The organism is Mesorhizobium sp. B2-3-4 (genome assembly GCF_006442315.1).
Classification (GTDB): Bacteria; Pseudomonadota; Alphaproteobacteria; order Rhizobiales; family Rhizobiaceae; genus Mesorhizobium.
On sequence record NZ_VFVY01000003.1, the window covers coordinates 107,222 to 131,789 of the forward strand.

Sequence of the window (24,568 nt, forward strand, 5' to 3'; positions counted from 1 at the left end):
GCTTAAGCGCTCTCGCGGTCGACGATTTCGAAGCCCAGGCTGGTGATTGTCGGCACCTTGGTGTCGCCGCCCAGCCTTGCCAGCAACTGCCGTACGGCGCGCCGGCCCATCTCGTAGCGATTGACCCTCACCGTGGTCAGCGGTGGATGAAGCTGCGCGGCCAGATCCATGTCGCCATAGCCGGCAATGGCGATTTTTCCCGGCACCGCCCAGCCGCGCCGGTGGCATTCCTGCACGGCGCCGATGGCGAGCGTATCGCTGGAAAAAAAGATGGCGTCGATATCCCTGTGGCGGGAGGTCAGCGTCACCAGCGCCTCGGCGCCGCCTTGCGCGGTGATCGGCACCTCGACCTCCAGATCGGCATGGTTCTTGAAGCCGAGTTCGGTCAATGCCGCGTGGTAGCCGGTGCGGCGTTGCCGGAGACGGTCATTGCCATGGACCGGCGTCGAGACGAAGCCGATGCGCTTGTAACCCTTGGCGGCCAGATGCATGGTCATCGCATAGGCGGTCTCGAAATTTGAGACGCCGACCACCATGTCGATCGGCTTGCTGCCCTTGATCTCGGAGATCTCCACCACCGGAGCACCGCTGTTTTTCAGCAATGCGCGCGCGGTCTCGCTTTGCACGAAGCTCTGCAGGATCATGCCGACCGGGCGCCAGCCGAGCAGCGCGCGGATCGCCTTGTCCTCGGCCTCCTGCGTGAATTCGCCTTGCACCAGGAGCATCGAATAGCCGCTCTCGTGGCATTCGTCGGACATGCCTTGCACCTGTTCGGCTATGCCCGAATTGATCAGCGGCGGCACCACCGTGCCGATCATGCGGCCATTGCCGCGCATGCTGGAGGCCAGCCGGTTGGGTACGAAGCCGGCTTGCTCTATGGCCTCGAGCACCTTGGCGCGCGTCTCCGGCGAGACCATGTCGGGATTGGACAGCGCGCGCGACACCGTCATCGGCGCAACGCCGACGCGCTTGGCGATCTCGCGGACGCCGAGGCGGCGCGGCTGCTTCTTTCCGCCCGAGCCGTCTCCTGGCCTATCGGTCATCTCGAATGGCTCCAAAGCGTAGACGATCCACCATGGCAATGCGCCGGGATCACGCTGCATGCCCATTCATAGCGTCTGCCGCCGCCGCTTTCCAGCGATGGACCCGGCTAATGCACGGTTGGATGCCGTCAACGGGCGCGCCATGTCGACCTGGGTGCCATGCGGCACCCGAGAGGGCCGGCGCTTCGGTCTCAGCGCGTCAGAAATTGCGCCCATAGCCTGCCGTCCAGCCGCCGTCGACGCCCAGCATCTGGCCTGTCGTGTAGGTGTTGAGCGGATCGCAGAAGAACAGCACGGCCGCCACCGCCTCCTCGATGTTGCCGGCGCGATTGACCGGGACATGGCTGAGCATCGCCTTGTCGCCCGAAACCATGGTCTCGTCCTCGATCAGGCCGACGCCGACGGCGTTGACCAGGATTCTGGGGCCGAACTCCATGGCCAGCGTGCGCATGCCGGCCAGGATCGAGGCGTTCTCCATGGAAAAGCGCGGATGGCGGCGCATCGGCATGCCGGCGGTCACCGACAGCAGGAAGACGATGCGTCCGCCGCCGCGTTCCGCCATCGCCACCGCCGCCTTGCGCGCAGCCGCATACAAGGCGCCGGGATTCTCCGCCGTGGTGCCCGGACGCAGCGGGCATGACACCAGCATGATGTCGGGAGGCGGTATGTCGGCGGGCCGCGCCCCGTCGATTATGCGGCCGCCATTGGCGCGCAAGGCGGCGAGCGCGGCTTCGGCAACCGGATTGCCTGCGCCTTCCAGCGCGATCACTGCCCCGGCGAGATCGATTTCCATGGCCTCGCTCACATCATGTATCCCGCGGTCCAGCCGCCATCGACGGCAAGCACCTGGCCGTTGACATAGCTGGCCGCCGGCGAGGCCAGGAACAGCACCGCCTCGGCGATCTCCTCGGGCTGGGCAGGCCGGGCCAGCGGCACATGGGCGAGGAATTCCTGCGTGCGCCCGGCGAACTTGCCGTCCTCGCCATAAAACAACTTGGCGGTCAGCGCCGTCATCACCGAACCCGGCGCGATGGCGTTGGTGAGAATCCCCCGGGCGCCGAGTTCGATCGCCATCGACCGCGTCAGATGGATGATGCCCGCCTTGGCGGCGACGAACGGGCTCTGCAGCCGCATGGCGGCGAGCCCGACCACCGAGGCGATGTTGACGATGCGCCCGCCTTTGCCGGCGGCGAGCATCGGGGCCAGTGCCGCCCGGCTCATGATGTAGAGACCATCGAGGTCGATGCCGGTGATGCGGTCCCATTCCTCGGTTGGGAATTCGTCCAATGTGACGCGATGCGCCAGCGTGTTGACGCCGGCATTGTTGACGAGGATGTCGAGGCGGCCATAGCGCTGCATAAGGGCCGCGATCGCGGCGTCCACCGAGCTCGGGTCGCGGATATCGGTGGCGCAGGCCATCGCATCGCCCAATCCGCCGGCGATGTCGCTTGCGCCTTCGCCATTGATGTCGGCCACGACCACCGCGGCGCCATTGTCCGACAGTCGTCGTGCGATAGAACTGCCGATCGCGCCGGCGGCTCCCGTGACCAGCGCCACCTTGCCTCGCAAATCGCAGCGCATCCCGTCAGCTCCCCGCCAGCATCGGTTATGCTATTATAATAATCTACCGGCAGGGACAAGCTGTTCGCGGGCGACGGGGGATTTATTCCGCAGCCGCGCCGACGGCGCCCTTGCGGGCGGCATCGACCATCCGCCGGCGCGCCCGGAACACGCCCCATTGCTGGTCGACCAGCACGCCGATGAGGATGACGCCGCCCATCACCGCGAAGTTGAGCGAGGAGGGGATGCCGAGCAGGTTGACCAGGTTCTGCAGTTCCTGCAGCAGCACCGTGCCGAGGATGACGCCGACCAGCGAGCCTTCGCCGCCGCGCAGCGAGAAGCCGCCGAGCACGGCCGCGGCAATGGCGTAGAGCTCGTAGAACTGGCCGTGGCTGGCCGGCGAGATCGAGCGCGTATACATGGCGAAATAGATCGCCGACAGTGCCGTCAGCACGCCGCAGATGACGTAGGCCGCCATGACCACGCGTCCGGTGCGGATGCCCGAATATTTCGCCGCCTCCTCGTTCTTGCCGATGGCGTAGAGATAGCGGCCGAACACCGAGCGGTGCAGCACCACCCACATGACGATCGAAATGACGATCAGCGCGAAGAAGGAGTTCGGCACGCCCCAGGACCGGCCGGCGGTGAGGAATTCGAGATCGGGGAAATTCTGGCCGAAGGCAAAACCGGCCGTTCCGTCGGCGGTGTAGAAGCGCGCCACGCCGCGATAGATCAACAGGCCACACAGCGTCACCACGAAGGGCTGCAGCTTCAGCCGCGTGATCAGCCAGCCATGCACCAGCCCGATGATGGCGCCCAGCACCAGGATCAGCACGAAGGCCAGCGGCCAGTCCATCTCGCGCACGGCGATGAAGTCGATGAACAGCGTGCCGAGCAGCGCCACCAGCGAGCCGACCGACAGTTCGATGCCGCCGGTGATGATGACGAAGGCCTGGCCGATGGACAGGATGCCGAACAGGCCGATCAGGTTCGAGGTGTTGGCGAGGTTGATCGGCAACAGGAAGCGCGGATTGATGAGGGCGACGATCGCGCCGACCACCAGGATCAGGATCAGCAGGCCGAGATCTTTCTTGCTCATCGTCTTCTCCCCAATGCCTGCCCGGGCCGGCCGCGCTACCGCGAGCCCCCGGCAAAACTATTTCGGCTGCTTGCCCACCGCGAGCAAAAGCACGTTTTCCTGGCTGAACTGGTCCTTGTCGAGGATGCCCGAGATCTGGCCCTCATGCATGACGGCGATGCGGTCGGAGACGCCGATCACCTCTTCCATGTCGCTGGAGATCATCAGCACCGCGACGCCGGCATCGGCCAGCGCCCGCATCAGCCCGTAGATCTCCGCCTTGGCGCCGATATCGATGCCGCGCGTCGGCTCGTCGAGGATCATCACCTTCGGGTTCATGGCCAGCCATTTGCCGAGCACGACCTTCTGCTGGTTGCCGCCCGACAGTGTGCCGGTGCGGGTTAAGACCGAAGGCGCCTTGATGCCGAGGTCCTTCTTCTGCTTCTCGGCGGTGGCGGTCTCGGCACTCGCCGAAACCAGCGATCGCCTGGCATGCGCCGGCAGGTTGGGCAGCGAGATGTTCTGCGCGATCGACAGATCGAGCAGGATGCCGGTCAGCTTGCGATCCTCCGGCACCAGGAAGATGCCTTGCGCGACGGCGTCGGCGGCGCTCGCCAGCGCCAGCGGCTTGCCGTTGAGTTCCAGCGTGCCGCCGAGGCAGGCATCGATGCCGAAGAAGACGCGCGCGAGCTCGGTGCGGCCGGAGCCGACCAGGCCGGCGAGGCCGAGGATCTCGCCACGCCTGACGTCGAGATCGACCGGCCGGCCGGGATAGGTGGGGGTGCGGACGGCCTTGGCCGACAGCGCCACGGCGCCCGGCGCCCGCGCCGCCTCGGAAGCCTTCTCGCGCTCCTTCAGCATGCGGCCGATCATCAGCTTGACCATCTGGTCGTGGTTGATGTCGCGCTTGCCCAGCGTACCGGCCAGCATGCCGTCGCGCAGCACCACGACGCGGTCTGCGACGCGCTCGATCTCGTGCAGGCGGTGCGAGATGAAGATGACCGAGATGCCGTCTGCCTTCAGCGCCTTGATGACGTCGAGCAGCTTGTCGGTTTCGGCGATCGGCAGGCTCGAAGTCGGCTCGTCGAGGATGACCAGCCTGGCCTTGATCGACAGCGCCTTGGCGATCTCGACCATCTGCTGCTGCGCCAGCGACAGGTCGGCGACCTGCGTATCGGCGGAGAAATTTGCGCCGACGCGCTTCAACAGCGGCGCCACCATTTCGCGCAATTTCGCCCGGTCGACCAGCTTCAGCGGCCCGGCGCGCAGCGGCTCGCGGCCGAAGAAGATGTTGGCGGCGACGTCGAGATTGTCGAACAGGTTGAGTTCCTGGTGGACGAAGGCGATGCCCGAACCCAGGCTGCCTTCGACGGTCAGGCTGTTATGGGCGGTGCCGTCGACGGAGATCGTGCCGGTATCGGGCGTGGTGACGCCGCCGAGGATCTTCATCAGCGTCGATTTGCCGGCGCCGTTCTCGCCGACCAGGCCGATGACCTCGCCCGGCATCACGGCCATCGAAAATCCGTCCAGCGCCACGACGCCCGGATAGGTCTTGCGCACGTTCTCGAGGCTGAGGAACGGGGTGGAGGCGGCAATGGAGGTGTCGGTGTAATTCATCATGCCTGACAGCGATTGGCGAACTGAACCATCCGCAGACTGACGGTCCCGGCAGGGTTCGTCAATGCGGACAGCCGGCTCAAGCGACGTTGAGCCGGCTGCACTGCCCGAGGTCTTATTTTCCGGCCATCGCCTTCAAATTGGCGGCGTAGGCGTCGACATCATCCTTGCCGATGATCTTGGTCGGGATGATGATCAGATTGTTGGCCGGGATGCCCGACTTGTCGCCCTTGAGATAGGCGGCCATCAGCTTCATGCCCTGATAGGCCCATTCGAAGGGCTGCTGCACGACGGTGGCGGCGATGGTGCCTTCCTTGACGCCGCCCAGCGTGATCGGATCGTCATCGAAACCGACGACGGTGATCGAGCCGAGCTTGCCGGCGTCGCGCAGCGCTTCATAGATGCGCGGCGTGTTGTAGGAGTAGAAGCCGACCATGCAGGTGACGTCGGGGCTGGCGACCAGCGCGTCCTCGACATTCTTCTTGGCGCGCGCCTGGTCGATGTCGTCGCCGCGCACGTCGACGAGCTCGATCTTGGTGCCGGCCAGGCCGTCCTTCATGCCCTGGATGCGTTCCTTGGCATTGTCGGCGCCGAGCAGGCCGACGAAGCCGAGGCACTTGCCGCCATTGGGCATCGCCTTCTTGGCGATTTCGGCCGCCTGCTTGCCGGCGTCGACATTGGACGAGCCGATATAGGCGACGCGCTTGGTCTGCGGGGCGTCGGAGTCCGTGGTGAACAGCGCCGTCTCCGAGGCGATCTTGTTCAGCCCGTCGGTCGAGGTCTTGGGATCGACGGCCGAGACCATGATGCCCTTGACGCCGGCGGTCACCAGATCGTCCATCAGCCGCTGCTGGATGGCGACCGAGGACTGCTCGGGATATTTGAGTTCGAGATTGTAGTCGGGCAGTTCGCCCTGCGCCTTCTTGACGCCGGCTTCGGCCGCTTTCCAGAAATCGGAAGCGCCGTTGACGACGAAGGCCAGCGTCGGCTTGTCGTCGGCGCGCGCGATGGCCGTCGCCGTCAGGCCGACAACCAGGGCCGCGGCGGCCACGGATGCATTGCGTATCAAGGATTTCATGTTCAACCTCCCGTTTTGGTCAGCCATCCGGCTGGCCGGACTTGCTCACTGAAATTGTCGTCTCACCCGAATTGCCGTGGCTTGGACGCCCCTCCTCCTCAGGGGTTCCCGGCACTGAAAGAATGGCGTCGTTTCCAGCCACGATCGCGGACTGTAGAGACTCATCCTTCGTTCGTAAATAGTCCGATTTGTCTGACATATCACATATCCGAGACAAGGTCCGCGGATGCGATACGGGTCCGCCATCGGCCCATTCACGGCTGACGTTAGCGCGCATTGCGATATTAGTAAACTGTATTAGTTGATGCCTATCGGCAAGAGGTCTTTCACGCCTCACATGGCAATCGATTGGCAAGGCTTCCGCTGGAGCAGCGACAGGGCTTGGCCTTGCAGTGCTCGAATTTCGCCGTTCCAGAAGAACTTTGGCAGGTGGACGGCAAGGGTACTAATAGATATAAATGATCGCCCGGTTTCCATGAATCGAGCGCCGCCCGGCCACCTTGCCCGCGCGGCGGGCTGCCGTTAGACAGGACGGGGGATTTAAGCACAATGGGCGAGACGGCGGATCCGGACGGGCGAACCCGCGAGCCCGGCAAGCGGCGCAAGGCGCCGGCCAGGCCCAAGGGCCGTGTCACCATGACCGACATCGCGCGCGCCGCCGGCTGCTCGCAGGCGACCGTCTCCTTCGTGCTCAACAATTCGCCCGGGATAAAACTGTCGCGGCAGACGCGCGAGCGGGTCATCGAGGCCGCCCGTGCGCTGGGCTACGCGGCGCCCGCCTTCTCGGCGCTGCGTCCGCCGGCACCGGCTTTCGATGGTCTCGACGGCGTCATCGGCTTCGCCGTCGACCAGCTCGCCACCAGCCCGGAAGCCGTGGTCGCCATCGAGGGCGCGCGCCAGGCCTCGTGGAATGCCGGCAACGTGCTCCTGGTGGCGCAGACCATGGGCGACGCGGTGATGGAGCCGCGCGCCATCGAGGCGCTGACCCGGCGGGGTATTTCGGCGCTGATCTACATGACCATCTTCACCCGCGAGATCACGGCGCCCGACTTCCTCTACGGCCTCGACATCCCGGTCATCCTGCTCAATTGCTACACGGCCGATTACGCCTTCCCCGCCGTGGTGCCCTCCGAGATCGCCGGCGGCCAGAGCTCGACAAGGCACCTGATCAGCCACGGCCACCGCCGCATCGCCACCATAACGGGCGAACCCTGGATGCAGGCAGCCCAGGACCGCCTGAAAGGCTACCGCCGCGCGCTCGCCACCGCCGACATTCCCTTCGACCCGGATCTGGTGGTCGAAGGCGACTGGTCGGCCAGCGCCGGCTATGCCGCGACCGTCAAGCTGCTGGCGCTGAAAGACCGCCCGACCGCCATCTTCTGCCAGAACGACCGCACGGCGATCGGCTGCTACGAAGCCCTGAAGGAAGCCGGCCTGCACATCCCCGCCGACATCTCCGTCGTCGGCTACGACGACGAGGAAATCGCCCGCCACCTCTTCCCGCCGCTCACCACCTCGATCCTGCCGCATATGGCGATGGGCCAATGGGCGATCGAGCAGCTGGAAGCGCCGGCGATGGTGGGGCGCGGGCGCTATCCGATCACCAAGCTGGAGTGCCCGCTGGTGGAGCGGGAGAGTGTGCGGGGGGTGGGGGAGTAGGGCGCAGCTGGCCAATTGATCGTGTCGGGCTTGGGCGCGCTTGCATGGACAGAGCCGGCTTTATATGTGTGTTCATCGTACAATCTGGAGTGAACACTGGCCGATCCTCTGACATCCGCCCAGCGCAGTGTGCACATGGCGCGCATAAAAGGTGCGAACACCGTTCCTGAGCAGGTCGTCCGCAAGATTTTGCATGGGCAGGGCTACAGATTTCGCCTCCAATGGAAGGCTGCGCCTGGCCGACCTGACGTGGCCTTTCCTGGGCGGAGACGCATCATCTTCGTCAATGGCTGCTTCTGGCATCAGCACGAAGGATGCAAGATCGCCCATATCCCGGCTACGAGAAGCGAGTTCTGGCAGGCGAAGTTCGACCGCAATCGCCTACGCGACGCACGAAACCTGGCGCAAGCGGCAGCCGAGGGTTGGCACGCCTTGGTTGTCTGGGAATGTGAAACCCGCGACATCTTCAAACTCGCGGCACGCCTGAGCGAATTTGTCGGACCGGTGCGACTGGGGCGATCATGAAGATCACCGAATCAGGACCAAATCTGGCTAAATCGCAGCACGCACACTTTGTTTCTGCGCAAGCCGGAGACCTCTACGGCCATCCGACCGTTGTTAGCATCGGCGAACACATGGCAATATCGTGAGACCAAAATCTCCATCCTAGCGACTCAAATTCTACCGGCGGGACTATGCCACCCAACGGGCGAGCGGGTGAGCGGGCCAATGCTAACAATCGAGCGAGACTCGGTTGCCCCGTTCGAAATATTGCTTGTGGTGAGTGCTCCAGGCCTACCGGAACCGTGTTTCTGAGATATAAGCAATTTATGACTACATCAGAGACCTTCAGAGTTAGTTCCTACCTAAAGGACATCATTGGCCGCGACCTCGTGACAAACGAGTTCGTTGCAATATTCGAACTTGTGAAAAACTCGTTTGATGCTGGTGCCACCAGAGTAGATATCGAGTTCGATCCCGACGAAAAGACAATAGCGATCGTCGATGACGGCCGCGGCATGTCTCGGTCCGATATTCGCGATAAATGGCTGTTCGTTGCCTACTCCGAAAAAGCCGTGGCGGCCCCTGACACGTACCGAGACAAAATCAGGCCTTCGGGGCAGTTTGCCGGCAGCAAGGGAATCGGCAGGTTCGCGTGCGACACCTTGGGGTCGGGGCTGGAGCTCTACAGTCGCGCCGATGGCGAAAACTCCATATCTAAGCTGGAAGTAGACTGGACACGCTTTGAGAAGGATAGCTCCGAGGAGTTTCAGGATGTCGATGTTGCTCTAGGAACAGCCGAGTCGTTTCCCAAAATCCTCAATGCCGAAGCTCCATCGTCGCACGGGACCGTGCTCCTTATCAAAGACACTCGGCAAGGCTGGGATCCAACCCACATCAAGAAGCTACGCAGGGATCTGGCCAAACTTATCGATCCGTTTGGTACCACCACCGACGTCGCAGTATCCACCTGGCTTGTCGACGGCAATACCACAAGAATCGACGATGTTGACGGTCGCGTTCGCAATGCTATTGCCGAACTTCTGCAAGATAAGACAAGTAGAATTGAAGTAATAATCGACGATGGCAATATTAATACGACACTGTTTGATAGGGGTCGGAAGATATACGCCATACGCGAGCCGTCAAACTATGAAGATTTGATGGACTGTAAGATAGAGGGGCAAATTTACTTTCTAAATAGGTCGGCGAAGAAGACATTTACGTCCCGCATGGGAGTGCGGCCAATCGAGTTCGGAAGCGTATTCCTATTCCTCAACAGGTTCCGAATATTCCCGATAGGCGAGGAGTTTGATGACACCCTAGGACTTAACCGCAGGAAGCAGCAGGGGCAATCACGATATCTGGGTACGCGAGACATTATCGGTCGCGTAGATGTGGCGGCACGCCCAAAGATGTTTCGTGAAGTGTCGAGCCGAGATGCGGGGCTGATCGAGGACGCTCGCAGCCGCGCGTTGTTCGAGGCCATTCGCCGGCACATGATCTTTCGACTGGAACGCTATGTAGTTGGCGTAAATTGGCAAGACAGCCGCGATCAAGATCGGGACACTTCCGAGGGGCTAGAAACGGACAAGGCTCGGGAGAGGGTATTAGCTATCGTCGGCTCCCTCGCGCGATCAAAAGACATCGATATCCTTTACTACGACAAAGACATCGTAAGGGTTTCGGACGATCCAGATCAAATTACGGAGAATGCACTTAAGGCAATGTCAGAAGTGGCCGAGAGCCGCGGCGACAGTTCATTGCTCGGTCAGATTGAGGATGCCCGACGACGGATAGAGGAGTTAAAGGCTTCTAGAGCGGAAGCGCAGGATGCCGCTCGACGCGCAATGGAAGAGCGGGCTCGCGCAGATGCGCGGATTGAACGACTGGAGCAGCAAGCCGAGTTTTTGGGTAGCAGCAGGGACGTCGACGTGGAGCGCGTCCAATTGCTGATGCACCAGGCGACAATTCATTTGGGACATCTTCGCTCGGCAATTTCGAATGGAGCGCACGAAATACGAAGCGTCCTTTCGATGGCAGTCAAACCAGACAATCTGGAACACATTGACGATGTTGAAGACTTGCTTGCCTCGATTCGTCAATCTGCAAGACGCGTATCTTCTTCAATAGCAGGAGCGAATCTTTCTAGTGAGCGGCTTGGAATGGTTCTTTCTTTCGCTCCAAACATAAGAATCGACTTGCAGACAGATAAAGTCCGCGGCGATCTGATGCAATTTTTCAATGAATACTTCAAAGTGCGCCTTGTAGGAGTGCCTGGCATCCCGAGTGCAGCTTTTGATGCGTCGGGCGTATCGCTGCAAAGAGAGTTTTCACCTGTCGACATCGCTGTGCTGGTAGACAACCTTCTGGATAATGCCCATAAGGCGAAAGCCAACAAGGTTGAATTTACTGTTTCCAAGAAAGGGAAAAACTCTGCTGTAATTAAAGTTGTAGATGATGGATTAGGAATTGATGAAAAACGAGTTGACTCTTCTAAAATTTTCGAGCGTGGATATACGGGAACATCTAACGGAACAGGGCTTGGTCTATATAGTGTCCGCCAGATAGTAGAAGGGATGGGTGGTACCATCGAGCTTTCTGGGGATGGCAGCAGGGCAGATTTCGAGATCGTAATTCCAGGGGAGGAAGCGTGAATCTGGACTTTGGTATTCTTTGGATCGAGGATTCTTACAGCAACGAGGAGGAGGAAAGCCTTAAGCGCCGAGTGCGGGATGCGGGCTTCGTACCACGTGTTGATACGATCCCCAACAGTGGTGGGATCGAGGAGTTCTCGCGTCTTCACAAGCTGTATCATCGCTTCGATCTAATCCTCCTTGACTACCGGCTCAAGGATGAGAATGGCGATGATCTGGCACCAAGAATTAGAGAGTTGTTCGCCTCCACCACGATTCTTTTCTATTCTGGCAGTGTGGAGGAGCACGAGCTCCGCCAGATGATAGCTCAAAAGCAAGTTGAGGGTGTTTACTGCAGCGCTCGTCGTCGTTTCATAGAAAGGACGGGCTCCTTGATCGATCAGACTGCCCGGTCGCTCGACCGGCTGTCCGGGATGAGGGGGCTCGCAATGCGCGTTGTCGCTGAATGTGACTCGGTCATGAAGACGGCAGTCTTGTCTATGTCTGCGCGCGATCCCAATTGCGCGGCAAAAATGGCCGATCTAGATGCCGAAGTTCACAAATTCATTACGGACATGGGCAAGAAGTATGAGGCTGTTATTTCTGGTGATCTAAGTGGTCGCCTCGATACTCGCGTTATCGACAGTGCAAAGCTCTTCAAACATTTTCGGCGCCTTACGCAGGTCGCCGCTGGCGACCCTAATACCTTCGGGCTTGACGCGGGACAGGTAGAGAGGCTTAGAGAGTTGAGGACGCTAAGTGCCCAGTACAACGATAAGGTCCTGAACAGGCGGAACATACTTGGTCACGTTGTGGAAGTGCAAGGGCCCGAAGGTTGGGTCTTACAGGGGAGCAACGAGATCACTGTCGGCGACTTCCCGGAAATCCGTCGTATTTTCGCGGCCCATATTGACGCCCTGCGTGAGTTGAGCGAACTCGTCGTTCTTCTGGACAAGAAGCAACCCGCTTAGCATTTCGCCCAGCGCTTCAGCGAGGAGTGGCGGCACAGCATTACCCACTTGAGTAAATCTCGGACATGCGTCTTTCCTCCGGCTTCCACCAGTCGTGTAAGGGCCGAGAAACGAGAACCAGTCTGGAAATGACTGTAGTCGGGCATGCTCCCTGACCGTCATTGCCCTTGGCCGAGAATAGTGAATGAAATCGTCCGGCAATGTGCTTATGGTTGGCGCCGGGGCCGTCGGGTCTAGTGGCGTGGTCGAGCGCTTCTTGATGCCGAGACGGCTGCGGTCCTCCGGCCGAAGGCAAACGCCACGTTCGCAATTGTCCAGAATGTCCTGCATCCGCTGGATGGATGTGGTGCCGTGCCTCGGTAGTCGCATGTCGCTTGGCTGCTCTCGACCCCCGACCCTCATTAACCGTTGGTATGGGCTAAGTGCCACCTCCGCACGCCTCAGCATCCTAAACCCAAGGTGCCCCCACTCCGCATCTAGGCTAGGCATTGCATTCTCTACCAGATCTGAAATCGCAGCTTGTGCACCGATTAGACCCCGGCCGAGCCCTCGCGCTTCGAGAAATGCTTTTCTTCCGACTCGCATACGCTGTATGGGGTCAATTCCCGGCAAGGTGCCTTTGAGCGCTGCAATGAGGACGAAGCGTGGCCTGCGTTGAGGAACGCCCCAATCCGCCGCTCTCAAAATATCGGACCAAGATTCGTAACCTAGATAGTCAAATCTCTTGGTCACATAGTCACTGTATGTTCCGCCGGTCCGATGCTTCATCGAGCGGAAGCCTACTACATTCTCCAACAAGACCAGGCGCGGCCTAACGGTCTCGACGTATTGGAGGTATACGTCGACCATACGGCTTCGGGGGTCGTCTGGTCGGCGCAAGCCGTTCATGCTGAAGCCTTGGCACGGCGGACCGCCAGCGATCAAATCAACCGTTCCGCGGAGCGCGAGCAACTCCTTTTGGTGAAGGGCCAGAAGGTCCTGCGCGTACCAAGCGCGCTTCTCTAGCCAGGCCGGCCAACTGTGCGCATCACCCTGCCTATCAAGGAGGTTATGCCTGTATGTCGAAAACGCGTCTGGATGGGCCTCCACACCAAATAGTGTTGAGAACCCAGAGGAGCCCAAGCCCAGAGAGAGGCCTCCGCAACCAGCGAAGAGATCAATGCATGTTGGCGCCATGTTATCCCTGTCGCACGACGCTCCGGCAAGTGTTCAGGGCAATGCATCACGCGAGATGAACACGCCTCTTCGGTTTCGATTAGAAACCCAAGAAAATTAATATCTCAACCGACGCTAACAATCTACAAATTGCCGTTGACCATTTAGCTTTTTTCGCGAGGGTTTTCGCCCTCGCCGCCAAATACGAACCACTTCCTGCCTGTTGCGACTGTTTGGGAGGCTGGCGCACCCGACAGGATTCGAACCTGTGACCTCTGCCTTCGGAGGGCAGCGCTCTATCCAGCTGAGCTACGGGTGCTTTCAGGACATGGCGTCCGGAAAACGAACCAGCCGGTGAACCGGCAAGTCACGGCTTCTTAGCGGAAGCAGGCGCGGGCTTCAACGGGCAATTGGCGGTGGCGCGAACTTGGCTTGGCCCGCACAGGCTTTGGTCTGCAGCGCGAGCCATCACTGCGGCCCCGCCGGGCCCTTCACCGTGCGCCGCCGCGCCCCTCGCACCGCACGCTTCGCCTTCTTCGCACCCGCCAGTTCGTTCATCGCGTCCAGCTGCATCTGCTGCATTTCGGCCAGGCGCGTCCATTGGCGGGAGATGAGGTAGTCGAGTTTTTCGTGCAGGTGGCGCACTTCGAGCTCGGCCTTGAGGTTGACGCGGTATTCGTTGAAGGAGCGCAGACGGTCTTTCACCTCCTGGCGCTTCTGGCTCATCATGATGACCGGCGCCTGGATGGCGGCGATGCAGGAGAGCAAAAGGTTGAGCAGGATGAAGGGATAGGGATCGAAGGCGCGGTTCAAGCCCTCGAACAGGTTGATGCCGATCCACACCAGGAGCACGGTGGCAAACGAGATCAGGAACCACCAGCTGCCGCCGAAGGCCGCCATATTGTCGGAGACGCGGTCGGGGAAAGTGCGGTGTTCCTCGAATTCTTCTTCCGAGTTTTCGGAAATCGTGTCCTGCTTGGCGATCGATTCCACCACCTGGCGGTCGAGCTCGGAAAACTCGCCATGCTCCTGCTGTAAGAGCTCCTCCATATAGCGCATGCGGTAGCGGCCGAGCTCCTCGCGGCTGACGCGGGCGCCCTTGGGCAGGTCCGGATGGTCGGAGCGAATGCGGTCGGCGAGGCTCGGGCGCAGCGTGTCGATGCGCACCAGGTCGCGCTTGCGGAATTTGCGGCCCGAGATCGCCGACGGCTTTTTCCTCGGCTTTATCCGCGACGCACCGGGGGCGGACGGTTCGGAATCAGGCACTTCGGGCATGTCGAAATGCTCGTCGGAAACTTCGTGCAGGTCGGCCTCGGTGGTCGGCGCCTCGAAATATTCGCTGCCGCTGTCGTTCTCATTGTCGGCCGACTTCTGCTCTGATGCCTTGGGAACGGTGCTCATGATGGGCTCCTGCTGGAACGGGCGAGGATAGGTCTAGGATACGCTCAGGCGGCGGCGCATATCCACTGCCGGTTTTCGCAGCCTATGCCACGTCTTCCGCACGTTTGCGTGACAGTGGCAAGACAATAGCCGGCTGTGGGGTTTTTGTTTGGGGGGAAGTGGGGGATCGCCTGCCGTGTCGGGTCATTCGCCGGCTAGCGGGCGCCTCCCCCGACTTCGTCATCCACGGGCGAAGCAGGAGCGAAGCTCCGTCGCGGAGACCCGAGGATCCATGCCGGGACATCAAACGTGGGCGCTGCGGAGCAGAACTTGCACCGTGGCAACGCTCATAGGTCACGGAATGGATCCTCGGGTCTGCGCCGCGTCGCTGCGCTCCTTGCTCCGCCCGTGGATGACGAAGTCGAGGGGCGCGGCCAATCGCCAACGCAGGCACCCCGCGAGGCGCCGGCGCCCCGCACCTTTACTGCTGTTCGGCAAACATCAGCCTCGTCTTCGCACCGTCCATGGTCGGCGACAGGCTGCGCTGGATCAGCGCTTCGACATGGTCGTTGCGCTGGCGGGCCGAGTCGGCGCCCATCACCACCACGATCAGCTGGCGGCCGTCGGCGTCGTAGGAGGTGACGATGTTGAAGCCGGATGCCCTGATATAGCCTGTCTTGATCCCGTTCACGCCGCGCACGCGGCCGAGCATGTCGTTGTGGCCGCGCACGAGCTTGCCGCGGAACATGAAGTCGCTTTCGGAGAAATAGTGGAAATGCTGGGGAAAGCGCCGCTGCAGCGACATGCCGAGCACGGCCATGTCGCGCGCGGTCGTCATCTGGCCGTCGTCGGGCAGGCCGGATGCGTTGCGGAATGTGGTGCTGGTCATGCCGAGCGCGCGCGCCTTGGCCGTCATCATGGCGGCGAATTGGTCCTCCGAGCCGCCGAGATATTCGCCCACCGCCACCGCCACGTCATTGGCCGATTTGACGACGATGGCGCGGATGGCGGAATCGACGTCGATGGTCTCGCCGCGCCGGAAGCGCATCTTGGTCGGCGGCTGCGAGGCGGCGTGGTCGGACACCGGGATCTGCGTTTCCTTGGTGACGCGGCCGGACTCCATCGCCTCGAACAGGAGATAGAGCGTCATCATCTTGGTCAGCGAGGCCGGATAGCGCTGCGCCGTCGAATTGACCTCGAACATCTGCTTGCCGGTCTTGCCGTCGACGACGATGGCCGCGTATTTCTGCGGCGGCGCCGGCACCGCCAGCACGCTGTCGGGCGGCGCGGTCGTGGAGCAGCCGGCCACCATGGCCGCCAAGGCGAGGGCGACCAGGATCTTCTGGAAGAGCGGAAAGAGGCGCGGAAAAGACAAGGCTGGACTGTTCTGGCGATGCTGTTGCTGAGATGAGGCGAAGCTAACGTAACGCGCTGGTTGCGTCCATTTGGTTAATGCCGGTTGGCACAGGGATTGTCGAGCCCGTCATCCGCCCCGAAATCGCCCGGTTTCTGCGTCTTTTCTTGCCAAGGCCGCGTTTCCCGTGGGAAGGGGCGCGGCATCGGGCGGCTTTGGGGGGACTGGCATGGCTGACATCGGGGCAGGCGGCGTTGCGCCGTCATTGATCAAGGCATCGCTCAGCCGCACCGGCAAATGGGCCGGCAGCGTCGCGTTCATCAGCGGCGCTGTGTCGGACGTGCTCAATCCGCTGGCGCCGTTCGCCGCCTATATCGCGCTGGTCGCCGCCATTGCCGCCGTCATCATCGCCATCGCCATTGTGCTGCGGCTCGTGCTGGCCGCCAAGGCGCTGCCGGCGCTGGTCTTCGCCACCAGTGCCGCGGCAGTCGCCGGCGGCGTCTACGCCGTGCAGCAGGAAACCAATTCGCAAAACGGCGTGATCGCCGGCCTGGTGCCGGCGATCGCGCAATTGCAGCAGTCGCTGGGCATCGTGTCGGAGAAGGTGGCCAGGATCGAGCAGACGGTCACGCAGACGCAGAAGACGGTCGAGGAGGTCAAGAAGTCGACCGACACGGTGGTGAAGAAAACCGACGAGATCGCCTCGGCCCAGCAACAGCAGACGCAGCAGACGGCGCAGGTTCAGAAAACCACCGAAGAGGTGAAGAAGCAGACCGAGACGCTGGCCGCCGGACAGGCGCAGCAGGCGGCGCAGACCGAGAAACTGCAGGCGACGACGCAGCAGATCGCGGCTTCGATCGACACCATCGCCAAGGGGTTCGCCCAGCTGGCGGCGCAGGGCGGGGCGATCGCCGAGCCGAAGCGGCCGGACGAATTCTACCACAATGCCCGCGTCTACGAACTATCGGGCGACATGCTCAACGCGCGGCGTTCCTATCTGGCCTTCGCCGGCTTCGACGTCGATGCCATCGACCCCTATACGCGCTTTGCCACGCTGCTGCGCGTGCAGGACGGCAAGGCCGGCGCCCGCGAAGTGTTCGGCCAGCTCGCCGACAAGGGCAAGGCGCTGTCGATCAAGCTGGTGCACATCCTGCAGTTCGACGATGCCCAGCGCCTCGACAAGCTCAACGCCTTCGTTGCCGCCAACCCCGATTTCGCGCCCGCCTATTTCCTCAAGGCGCAGGAGTTTTCGGAAGACCGGCTCGGCGTCCAGACGCTGTCCGACAAGCGCAACGAGGCCAAGGCGCTGACCAAATTCGCGTCCTATGAAAAGGATGGCGGGCTGCTCAAATATTTCGTCGACCAGAGAGAGCTCGCCGACTGGCTAGAGCGCAGCCGCAGCCGGCTGGCCGCGCTCGGCGACGTGCTCGACCCCGCCCGCTTCGCGCCGTCGCTGACGCCGATGCGCTCCAATGCCGGCTGGTCGATGACCATCTCGCTGCCGGAACCGGCGACCGGCATTTCCTGGCGCATGGGCAATTCCGGCCCGTTCACCGACACCGGCTTCCTGGCCATGAACGACCAGGCGACCGGCAAGCCGATGCCCAATCCGAGCTTCGAGGTGCCCGACAGCACGCCGGCGGGCACCATCGCCATCAAATATCTCGACATCAGGAGTCGCGAGGCCGGCCCGTTCGACATCCGCTTCGATCCCGATGCCGCCTTGCAGCAAGGCAACAAGCAGATCCTCGACCAGTTCTGGACCTCCTGGATCGCCTTCGACGCCAGCGGCAACCATGGCCTGGTCTATTTCACCCAGATGCTGTCCTATCGCTGCGCCATCAAGGAGGTGCGCTACAGCCTGAACGACGCGGCGTTGGACAAGTCGCTCGATATGCCGCCCTGCGACGCCAAGGACCCCTACGCCATCCCCGACAATTTCCAGCCCTATTTCAAGGTCGCCGACAGCGTGAAGTCGATGGCGGTGCAGGTCACCTACACCGACGGCACGAAATCGCCGGTGCGGGAGTACAAGCGGCAATAGTCCTCCAGCCTCTTTCTCCCCGTTTACGGGGAGGAGAAATGCCGGCAGGGCAATGAGGAGCAGCGCCGACCTTCGATAAGCCCGCAACTTCCTGCTCCGCCCGACGCAAATTGCCTCCCGCCAGCTTGCACAGCGCGCCAAACAGGTTCTTGTTGGCGCCCAGCAGATTCGGGGTGAGAACGCCATGGATACAGTTACGATCAAGGCCAGGGGCATTTCGGTTTCGCTCGACCTCACGGTTGGCCATATCGCCGACATGACCGTCGAAAGCGGTGGGCGCCGGCTGAGGCCGCTGCACCGCGCGCCCTGGGTCGATGCGGGCGAGACGCTGCCTTCAGACTTGCCGCAAGGCACCGTCAGGCTCTCCGGCGACTTTCTGTGCGCGCCGTTTTCGCGCAGCGACGTCGAGGAGGCGCCGCTGCATGGCTGGCCGGCCAACAGCGCCTGGGATGTCACCGAAAACGGCGCCACCGACGGTGGCTGGCGGGCCGCCTTCCGGCTGCGGCACAAGGTGATGGGCGCCAGTGTCGACAAGATTCTCACGCTCGTCGACGATCATCCCTTTCTCTACCAGGAACATGTGTTTTTCGGCGGCCATGGCGCCATCTCGGTCGCGCATCATCCGATGACTGTGATGAAAGGCGGCGGCAGGCTGGCCTTCTCGCCGAAGCGTTTTGCCGTCACCCCGGCCGATCCGCCGGAGCCGGATCCGGCGCGCGGCCGCTCCATGCTTGCCTATCCCGGCCGGTCGTCCGACCTCCGGCATTTTCCCGCTGCCGGCGGCGGCACGCTGGACCTCACCGACTACCGTATGGAGCATCGGCGCGAGGATTTCCTCACCCTGGTCGAGGCCGACCATGGCGGCACGGGCTGGTCCGCGCTTGCCCGCCAGGCCGAGGACGATCTGGTGCTGGTGCTGAAGAACCCGGCCGAACTGCCGGTCACCATGCTTTGGTTCTCGAACGGCGGGCGCGACTACGCGCCCTGGAGCGCCCGTCATCTCGGCGTGCTCGGCATCGAGGATGGGCGTACCGCGGTTGGCCACGCCGCCTCGCTCGGCGACAACGAGCTGAAGCGCGAAGGCGTGGCGACGGCATTCGCGCTCGGCGAGGGCCGTAGCGTCTCCTTCCGGCACGTCATCGGCGCCTTGCCGCTGTCGGGGGGCGAACCGCCGCAGGATATCACCGCCGCGGCTGGCCGTCTGCGGCTGGCTGCCGGCGACGGCTCGGTGCGCGAGCTTGCCTTCGACAGCGATTTCCTGCGCATCGGCCGCCCGGCGGCGGCATAGGGAAAAATTGCCCGGCGGCGGGGGTTTGAAATTTCCGTCAACTGCCGACAAGATGCGTCCCAAATCGCGCGCGGAGAGCCAGAATGTCCGAAATCGCCCACCTCGCCGCCACCATCTTCAAGCGCGCTGGCAAGGCAAGCCGTTTCATCGTCGCCATCGCCGGGCCGCCGGGCGCGGGCAAGTCGACGATATCGGCAAGCCTGCATGACCTTTTGCCGGAAGGCGCGGTGGAGGTCGTGCCCATGGACGGGTTCCACTATGACGACATCGTGCTCAACGCGCGCGGATTGCGCGCGCGAAAGGGCGCCCCGGAAACCTTCGATTTTGCAGGCTTCGAGACGCTTTTGAAGCGCATCCGCTCCGGCGAGGACGAGATCGCCATTCCGGTCTTCGACCGAAGCATGGAATTGTCGCGTGCCGCCGCCGCGATCGTCGGCACGGATACCAAGTTCATCCTGGTCGAGGGCAATTACCTGCTGCTCGACGAGCAGCCCTGGTCGCGGCTCGCCCCGCTGTTCGATTTCTCGATCTTCGTAGACGTGCCGCGCAACGAGCTCGAGCGCCGCCTGATGGAGCGTTGGCACGATCATGGCCGCTCCGACGCCGACGCGCGCGCCTGGATCGCCTCCAACGACATGCCCAACATCGAACGCGTGCTGGCACGGCGCCGGGCGGCCGACCTGGTCATTGGTTAACCCCGGTTAATCTTGATTAACCCGTTTAATTTTCGGTATTTTTTGACGGGAACCTTAAGACTTTCAGGTCGTTATCGCCGACGAGGCAATTGTGCCAGAAGAGGGATTCCGTCCGATGGCAACCAAGGCAAGAAAGCCCGCCAAGGCTAAGCAAACCCAACCGAAAGCAACACAGTCGAAGACTGGAGCCGGCCCGGCGATTGCCCAGCGCTCCAAGGACGCCAAGCCTTCCTTCGGCAAGGCGCCGCCGAAAAAAGTCGTGCCCGGTGCCGCAGCGAAATTGGCCGCCAAGCCCGCTCAGGCACGCAAGCCGGCCGCAGCCGGCAGCTCGAAGGTCCGCACGGCAGCCAACATTGCCGCCGGCGCGGTCGTGGCCACGGCGCGAGGCGTGGCATCCCTTGCCGCCTCCGTGGTCGGCAAGAGCGGCGCCAAGGCGAAAACCAAATAGGGCGCTTCTACCGGCCGTTTCATGCCTTCGCCGGAATGGTCAGGCCCTTCTGCACCGCCGGCCGTGCCAGGCCGCGCTCCAGCCACGCCGCCAGATTGGCGAAATCGTCGAAGCCGACCAGTTCGCGCGCCTCGTAGAAGCCGATCAGGTTCCGCACCCAGCCGAGCAGCGAGATGTCGGCGATCGTGTAGTCATTGTCCATGATCCACTTGCGGCCCTTCAGCCGGACGTCGAGAACGCCGAGCAGGCGGTGCGATTCGTCGCGATAACGTTCCAGCGGCCGCTTGTCGGCGATCTCGCGGCCGGCGAATTTATGGAAGAAGCCGACCTGGCCGAACATCGGCCCGACCGCCGCCATCTGGAAGAACACCCACTGGATCGTCTCGTAGCGCCGCGCCGCGTCGAGCGGCATGAGCAGCCCGGTCTTTTCGGCGAGATAGACCAGGATGGCGCCGGATTCGAACAGGCCGATCGGCTTGCCGTCAGGGCCGTTGGGGTCGATGATCGCCGGGATCTTGCCATTGGGGTTGAGCGACAGGAATTCCGGGGTCCAGCTCTCGTTCTTGCCGATGTTGATCAGGTGCGGCTCGTAAGGCAGGCCCAGTTCCTCCAGGGCGATCGACACCTTCACCCCGTTCGGTGTCGTCGCCGAATAGAGTTGGATGTGGTCCGGATGCTTGGCCGGCCAGCGGGTTGCGATCGGAAAGGCGGACAGGTCGGCCATCGGGAACTCCTGGGCGGGGGGGATTCGCGCCAGATGGCGCGGGATTGGCGGGTAGGCCAAGAATTAGGCCCGCGGCCCGGCGCAATCAATATGGCGGCGACGGTTTCACCCTGGACGGACAGTCAACCGATTCGGGATCCCGGCAGATCAGGCTGCGGCCCCCCGGGCGGTGGCGACCGCCGGGCGGTAGTGACCGCCGGGATCAGATCGCCTTGAAGGCCAGCACCGCATTGGTGCCGCCGAAGGCGAAGCCATTGCTGATGGCGGCGCGCACCTTGCGCTCGCGCGCGACATTGGGGGTCACGTCGAGATCGCAGTCGGGATCGGGCTCGCGGTAGTTCGCTGTTGGCGGCACGATGCCTTCGCGGATCGCCATGACGCAGGCGATCATCTCCAGGCCGCCGGAGGCGCCCAGGCAATGCGCATGCATCGACTTGGTCGAGGAGACGGACAGCGCGCGCGCATGCTCGCCGAAGACGCGCTTGATTGCATTGGTCTCGATCTGGTCGTTGGCCTTGGTGCCGGTGCCGTGGGCATTGAGATAGTCGACATCTTCGGGATTGAGCCCGGCATCGGCGAGGCAAAAACGCATCGCGGCTTCCGGTCCCTCGACAGTCGGCGCGACGATGTCGGAGGCATCGGCCGAAAGACCGGCGCCGGCGATTTCAGCCAGGATGGTGGCGCCGCGCGCCATCGCATGGTCGTAGCTTTCCAGAACCGCCATGCCGGCGCCCTCGCCCAGCACCAGGCCCTGGCGGTCGGCCGAGAACGGCCTGCAGGTGTCGGGTGACAGCACGCGCAACGCCTCCCAGCCCTTGAGCACGCCCCAAACGAGGGGCGCCTCGGCGCCGCCGGCGACCATGACATCGGCGCGGCCGAGTCTGATCTGGTCGACCGCCGAAGCAATGGCATGATTGGCCGATGAACAGGCCGAAGTGACGCCGAACACCGGTCCGCGCAGGCCAAGATGCATGCTGACCTGGCCGGCGGCGGCGCCCGGCATGACCCTGGGAACAGTGAAGATACCGGCGCGATTCTTGCCTTCGATCAGGATGGCGCGATAGTTCTCCTCGACCGTCTCGAAGCCGCAGACGCCGATGCCGACGACGGTTCCCATCCGATAGGTATTGTCCGCATGCGGGGCCAATCCGGATTGCCGCATGGCTTCGCGCGCCGCTATCACCGCCAGCAGGCTGAAGCGGTCCATCGACACCAGTTGCCTGCGCTCGATGCCATGATCGGGCAGCACCTTGATTTCGCAACCGGTCTTGACCTTCAGCTCACTCTGGAAATCGCTGCCGATAGGGCCGATCGCCGAACGCCCGGCGCGCATTTCGCCCCAGATTGCCGGCACATCGGTGCCGAGCCCGCATAGCCCGCCAAGGCCGGTGATGACGACGCGTTTTTGCATTCGGTCAGGCTTTTTTCGCAATCAGCGCGCCAACGGCCTCGACCATGTCGCCGACATTCTTCAGATTGCTCCAGGCATCGACCGTGTTCATCTCGATCTCGATGCCATATTGCTCCTCGAGATCGAAGATGATCTCGGTCAGCTCCAGCGAATGGATGCCGAGCGCCGTCAATTCCGTGCTGGTCGTGATTTCCTCACCGCCCGGCTCCGCATGGGCCTTGATCTTCTCGATGATGTCCGTTGCCAGCTGGTCAGCCATTCGGTTTCTTCCCCACTTTGTCGTTTCCCGACGCCAACTGAACAGCGCCTTGTTGTCCTCGATATCAGGCCGCGATCGTCGCCTTATACCCCCGCCAAGCGTCGCCTGACCGTATCGAGGTGGCTCCCTCTATAGAAACGGAAACGCCATCAAGCAACAAGCTATATATCGACAAAACCGCCGCAGTGCTTAACCTGACGGCGTGGATACGATCGAATATACCAAGTTTTCGGGCCAAAAGGCCCAGCGCGCGGCGGGCAAGGCACAGCTTGGCTGTGTCGGCATCGACGGCCGTACGCGGCTGCGGCGCCTCTATCAGGACGGCTCCGCCAAGATAAGGCTGCCGGCGGTTTCGGCCGGCCCGCTGGAGGCCGTGCTGATCAACACCGCCGGCGGGCTGACCGGCGGCGACCGCCTCGGCTGGGATGTCGACGTCGGCGCGCATGCCAGCGCCGCAGTGACAACCCAGGCTTGCGAAAAAGTCTATCGCGCCGCATCCGACCATGCCGAAGTCCGGGTCAGGCTGACCGTCGGCGAGAACGGCAGCATTGCCTGGCTGCCGCAGGAAACCATCGTCTTCGACCGCGCCGCCTTTGCCCGCACGCTCGATGTCGAGCTTGCCGCCGGCGCCGAGGCGCTGGTGCTGGAAGCGGCCGTCTTCGGCCGCCTGGCCATGGGCGAACGTGCCGCACAGGGCACTTTTCGCGACCGCTGGCGCATCCGCAAGGAGGGAGCCCTCATCCATGCCGAGGATTTCCGCATCGGACCTGCCATCGCCGACACCCTGGCGCGACCGGCGATATCGGGTGGGGCGATCGCCGTGGCGACGCTGCTGCTGGTGTCGCCGCGCGCGCAAGCCCTGCTCGAACCGGTCCGCGAGATCGTCGGCGACCAGGGGGGCGCCAGCGCCTGGACCGTGAAGGCATCTGGCAAGCTTCTTGCGAGGCTTTACGCCGAGGACGGCTACCAGCTGCGCCGGCGGCTGGTTCCGCTCGTCGGATTGCTCAACGGAAAGGCCGGACTGCCCAAATTATGGTCACTGTGACTGTGTCCGCATCATTTCAGCCCACATCATTTCAGGAAGAAGCATGAATCTGACGCCAAGGGAAAAGGACAAGCTGCTGATCGCGATGGCGGCGGTCGTGGCGCGCAAGCGGCTGGAACGCGGCGTCAAGCTCAACCATCCCGAAGCCATCGCCCTGATCACCGATTTCGTCGTCGAGGGCGCGCGCGACGGCCGCCCAGTGGCCGAGCTGATGGAGGCCGGCGCCCACGTCGTCAGCCGCGCGCAGGTGATGGCAGGCATCGCCGAGATGATCCATGATGTCCAGGTTGAAGCGACCTTTCCCGATGGCACCAAGCTGGTGACCGTGCACGAACCGATCCGGTGAGGAGAGAGAAATGCTGGAACTGCGCCCAAACTGCGAATGCTGCGACAAGGATTTGCCACCGGACGCCCGCGAAGCGCTGATCTGCACCTTCGAGTGCACCTTTTGCGCCGGCTGCGTCGAAAACGTCCTGGGGGGCGTCTGCCCGAACTGCGGCGGCGATTTTACGGCCCGGCCGATTCGTCCCGCCGCGATGCTGAAGAAATATCCGGCTTCGACCAAACGCGTGCTCAAGGCCGAGGGCTGCGGCCCGGCCAAGGCGGCGTGACACCCAAAACG

23 protein-coding genes, 1 tRNA gene and 1 pseudogene are annotated in these 24,568 nt (G+C 62.7%); 12 read left to right on the forward strand and 13 right to left on the reverse strand.

Annotation, left to right across the window (positions count from 1 at the left end; all coding sequences use genetic code 11):
- Positions 1-2 precede the first annotated feature (2 nt).
- The 6 genes from FJ967_RS06705 to FJ967_RS06730 form a co-directional block, all read right to left on the reverse strand.
- Positions 3-1,043 carry a LacI family DNA-binding transcriptional regulator gene (locus FJ967_RS06705; RefSeq protein ID WP_140730930.1) on the reverse strand — a complete coding sequence of 347 codons (1,041 nt, stop codon included), beginning with the start codon at positions 1,041-1,043 and terminating at the stop codon, positions 3-5.
- Between the two features lie 199 nt (positions 1,044-1,242).
- Positions 1,243-1,848: an SDR family oxidoreductase gene (locus FJ967_RS06710; RefSeq protein WP_246675200.1), complete on the reverse strand. Its 606-nt coding sequence runs from the start codon at positions 1,846-1,848 to the stop codon at positions 1,243-1,245.
- The gene (locus tag FJ967_RS06715; RefSeq protein WP_140730931.1) at positions 1,845-2,624 is read right to left on the reverse strand and encodes an SDR family NAD(P)-dependent oxidoreductase; all 780 of its coding nucleotides are present in this window, start codon (positions 2,622-2,624) and stop codon (positions 1,845-1,847) included. The genes FJ967_RS06710 and FJ967_RS06715 overlap by 4 nt, the downstream gene beginning before the upstream one ends.
- Before the next feature lie 82 nt (positions 2,625-2,706).
- The gene (locus FJ967_RS06720; RefSeq protein WP_140730932.1) at positions 2,707-3,702 is read right to left on the reverse strand and encodes an ABC transporter permease; all 996 of its coding nucleotides are present in this window, start codon (positions 3,700-3,702) and stop codon (positions 2,707-2,709) included.
- A 57-nt stretch (positions 3,703-3,759) separates the two neighbouring features.
- A complete protein-coding gene (locus FJ967_RS06725; RefSeq protein ID WP_140731142.1) occupies positions 3,760-5,298 on the reverse strand; it encodes a sugar ABC transporter ATP-binding protein in 1,539 nt (512 codons plus the stop codon).
- Between the two features lie 115 nt (positions 5,299-5,413).
- Positions 5,414-6,376 carry a sugar-binding protein gene (locus FJ967_RS06730; protein ID WP_140730933.1) on the reverse strand — a complete coding sequence of 321 codons (963 nt, stop codon included), beginning with the start codon at positions 6,374-6,376 and terminating at the stop codon, positions 5,414-5,416.
- Between the two features lie 636 nt (positions 6,377-7,012).
- Between FJ967_RS06730 and FJ967_RS06735 the strand changes: the two genes are divergently transcribed.
- The 5 genes from FJ967_RS06735 (at position 7,013) to FJ967_RS33665 (ending at position 12,143) form a co-directional block, all read left to right on the forward strand.
- Entirely contained in the window at positions 7,013-8,035 is a 1,023-nt protein-coding gene (locus tag FJ967_RS06735; protein ID WP_140731143.1) for a LacI family DNA-binding transcriptional regulator, read from the forward strand.
- A 108-nt stretch (positions 8,036-8,143) separates the two neighbouring features.
- Positions 8,144-8,560 (forward strand): very short patch repair endonuclease, encoded by a 417-nt coding sequence (locus FJ967_RS06740; protein ID WP_348643074.1) that lies wholly within the window; start codon positions 8,144-8,146, stop codon positions 8,558-8,560.
- Positions 8,557-8,685 (forward strand): hypothetical protein, encoded by a 129-nt coding sequence (locus FJ967_RS33925; protein WP_281405673.1) that lies wholly within the window; start codon positions 8,557-8,559, stop codon positions 8,683-8,685. Before FJ967_RS06740 ends, FJ967_RS33925 begins: the two co-directional genes overlap by 4 nt.
- A gap of 243 nt (positions 8,686-8,928) precedes the next feature.
- On the forward strand, positions 8,929-11,193 hold the full coding sequence (locus tag FJ967_RS06745) for an ATP-binding protein (protein WP_246675202.1): 2,265 nt from the start codon (positions 8,929-8,931) through the stop codon (positions 11,191-11,193).
- On the forward strand, positions 11,190-12,143 hold the full coding sequence (locus FJ967_RS33665; RefSeq protein WP_246675203.1) for a response regulator: 954 nt from the start codon (positions 11,190-11,192) through the stop codon (positions 12,141-12,143). Before FJ967_RS06745 ends, FJ967_RS33665 begins: the two co-directional genes overlap by 4 nt.
- Positions 12,144-12,152: 9 nt before the next feature.
- On the opposite strand, the pseudogene FJ967_RS06755 reads toward FJ967_RS33665, so the two are convergent.
- The 4 genes and pseudogenes from FJ967_RS06755 to FJ967_RS06770 form a co-directional block, all read right to left on the reverse strand.
- Positions 12,153-13,319: pseudogene (locus FJ967_RS06755) on the reverse strand (DNA cytosine methyltransferase); the annotation flags it as partial.
- Positions 13,320-13,540: 221 nt separating this feature from the next.
- Positions 13,541-13,617: transfer RNA gene (locus tag FJ967_RS06760), tRNA-Arg, on the reverse strand.
- Positions 13,618-13,766: 149 nt separating this feature from the next.
- Entirely contained in the window at positions 13,767-14,699 is a 933-nt protein-coding gene (locus FJ967_RS06765; protein WP_140730937.1) for a DUF1003 domain-containing protein, read from the reverse strand.
- 460 nt (positions 14,700-15,159) lie between these two features.
- On the reverse strand, positions 15,160-16,053 hold the full coding sequence (locus FJ967_RS06770; RefSeq protein ID WP_140730938.1) for a D-alanyl-D-alanine carboxypeptidase family protein: 894 nt from the start codon (positions 16,051-16,053) through the stop codon (positions 15,160-15,162).
- Positions 16,054-16,261: 208 nt separating this feature from the next.
- Here FJ967_RS06770 and FJ967_RS06775 point away from each other — a divergent pair, with 208 nt between their 5' ends.
- The 4 genes from FJ967_RS06775 (at position 16,262) to FJ967_RS06790 (ending at position 20,507) form a co-directional block, all read left to right on the forward strand.
- A complete protein-coding gene (locus FJ967_RS06775) occupies positions 16,262-18,076 on the forward strand; it encodes a methyl-accepting chemotaxis protein (protein ID WP_140730939.1) in 1,815 nt (604 codons plus the stop codon).
- Between the two features lie 184 nt (positions 18,077-18,260).
- A complete protein-coding gene (locus FJ967_RS06780; RefSeq protein WP_140730940.1) occupies positions 18,261-19,364 on the forward strand; it encodes a hypothetical protein in 1,104 nt (367 codons plus the stop codon).
- Between the two features lie 83 nt (positions 19,365-19,447).
- Positions 19,448-20,059 (forward strand): nucleoside triphosphate hydrolase, encoded by a 612-nt coding sequence (locus FJ967_RS06785; protein WP_140730941.1) that lies wholly within the window; start codon positions 19,448-19,450, stop codon positions 20,057-20,059.
- A 115-nt stretch (positions 20,060-20,174) separates the two neighbouring features.
- Positions 20,175-20,507, forward strand: a complete 333-nt coding sequence (locus FJ967_RS06790; protein WP_140730942.1) for a hypothetical protein — start codon at positions 20,175-20,177, stop codon at positions 20,505-20,507.
- Between the two features lie 19 nt (positions 20,508-20,526).
- Here FJ967_RS06790 and FJ967_RS06795 read toward each other — a convergent pair whose 3' ends face one another.
- The 3 genes from FJ967_RS06795 to FJ967_RS06805 all read right to left on the reverse strand — a co-directional run bounded on the left by FJ967_RS06795 (position 20,527) and on the right by FJ967_RS06805 (position 22,901).
- Complete coding sequence (locus FJ967_RS06795; RefSeq protein WP_140730943.1) at positions 20,527-21,231, reverse strand: glutathione S-transferase N-terminal domain-containing protein; 705 nt, start codon at positions 21,229-21,231, stop codon at positions 20,527-20,529.
- Positions 21,232-21,433: 202 nt separating this feature from the next.
- Positions 21,434-22,642, reverse strand: a complete 1,209-nt coding sequence (locus tag FJ967_RS06800) for a beta-ketoacyl-[acyl-carrier-protein] synthase family protein (protein ID WP_140730944.1) — start codon at positions 22,640-22,642, stop codon at positions 21,434-21,436.
- A 4-nt stretch (positions 22,643-22,646) separates the two neighbouring features.
- Entirely contained in the window at positions 22,647-22,901 is a 255-nt protein-coding gene (locus FJ967_RS06805; protein WP_140730945.1) for an acyl carrier protein, read from the reverse strand.
- A 202-nt stretch (positions 22,902-23,103) separates the two neighbouring features.
- Here FJ967_RS06805 and FJ967_RS06810 point away from each other — a divergent pair, with 202 nt between their 5' ends.
- Genes FJ967_RS06810 through FJ967_RS06820 form a run of 3 tightly spaced genes read left to right on the forward strand, consistent with a single transcriptional unit; the run spans position 23,104 to position 24,557 of the window.
- Positions 23,104-23,946, forward strand: coding sequence for an urease accessory protein UreD (locus FJ967_RS06810; RefSeq protein ID WP_140730946.1), 843 nt, complete (start codon positions 23,104-23,106; stop codon positions 23,944-23,946).
- A 43-nt stretch (positions 23,947-23,989) separates the two neighbouring features.
- Positions 23,990-24,292, forward strand: coding sequence for an urease subunit gamma (locus FJ967_RS06815; protein WP_140730947.1), 303 nt, complete (start codon positions 23,990-23,992; stop codon positions 24,290-24,292).
- A gap of 10 nt (positions 24,293-24,302) precedes the next feature.
- On the forward strand, positions 24,303-24,557 hold the full coding sequence (locus tag FJ967_RS06820; RefSeq protein WP_140730948.1) for a DUF1272 domain-containing protein: 255 nt from the start codon (positions 24,303-24,305) through the stop codon (positions 24,555-24,557).
- Positions 24,558-24,568 lie beyond the last annotated feature (11 nt).

Excerpts from the sequence above, each read along its gene's own strand:
- FJ967_RS06775 (WP_140730939.1), top strand. The coding sequence starts at position 16,262 with ATGGCTGACATCGGGGCAGGCGGCGTTGCGCCGTCATTGATCAAGGCA.
- FJ967_RS06765 (WP_140730937.1), bottom strand. The coding sequence starts at position 14,699 with ATGAGCACCGTTCCCAAGGCATCAGAGCAGAAGTCGGCCGACAATGAG.
- FJ967_RS06715 (WP_140730931.1), bottom strand. The coding sequence starts at position 2,624 with ATGCGCTGCGATTTGCGAGGCAAGGTGGCGCTGGTCACGGGAGCCGCC.
- FJ967_RS06790 (WP_140730942.1), top strand. The coding sequence starts at position 20,175 with ATGGCAACCAAGGCAAGAAAGCCCGCCAAGGCTAAGCAAACCCAACCG.
- FJ967_RS06780 (WP_140730940.1), top strand. The coding sequence starts at position 18,261 with ATGGATACAGTTACGATCAAGGCCAGGGGCATTTCGGTTTCGCTCGAC.
- FJ967_RS06735 (WP_140731143.1), top strand. The coding sequence starts at position 7,013 with ATGACCGACATCGCGCGCGCCGCCGGCTGCTCGCAGGCGACCGTCTCC.
- FJ967_RS06805 (WP_140730945.1), bottom strand. The coding sequence starts at position 22,901 with ATGGCTGACCAGCTGGCAACGGACATCATCGAGAAGATCAAGGCCCAT.
- FJ967_RS06705 (WP_140730930.1), bottom strand. The coding sequence starts at position 1,043 with ATGACCGATAGGCCAGGAGACGGCTCGGGCGGAAAGAAGCAGCCGCGC.
- FJ967_RS06725 (WP_140731142.1), bottom strand. The coding sequence starts at position 5,298 with ATGAATTACACCGACACCTCCATTGCCGCCTCCACCCCGTTCCTCAGC.
- FJ967_RS06730 (WP_140730933.1), bottom strand. The coding sequence starts at position 6,376 with ATGAAATCCTTGATACGCAATGCATCCGTGGCCGCCGCGGCCCTGGTT.
- FJ967_RS06785 (WP_140730941.1), top strand. The coding sequence starts at position 19,448 with ATGTCCGAAATCGCCCACCTCGCCGCCACCATCTTCAAGCGCGCTGGC.
- FJ967_RS06720 (WP_140730932.1), bottom strand. The coding sequence starts at position 3,702 with ATGAGCAAGAAAGATCTCGGCCTGCTGATCCTGATCCTGGTGGTCGGC.
- FJ967_RS06800 (WP_140730944.1), bottom strand. The coding sequence starts at position 22,642 with ATGCAAAAACGCGTCGTCATCACCGGCCTTGGCGGGCTATGCGGGCTC.
- FJ967_RS06795 (WP_140730943.1), bottom strand. The coding sequence starts at position 21,231 with ATGGCCGACCTGTCCGCCTTTCCGATCGCAACCCGCTGGCCGGCCAAG.
- FJ967_RS33925 (WP_281405673.1), top strand. The coding sequence starts at position 8,557 with ATGAAGATCACCGAATCAGGACCAAATCTGGCTAAATCGCAGCACGCA.
- FJ967_RS06820 (WP_140730948.1), top strand. The coding sequence starts at position 24,303 with ATGCTGGAACTGCGCCCAAACTGCGAATGCTGCGACAAGGATTTGCCA.
- FJ967_RS06815 (WP_140730947.1), top strand. The coding sequence starts at position 23,990 with ATGAATCTGACGCCAAGGGAAAAGGACAAGCTGCTGATCGCGATGGCG.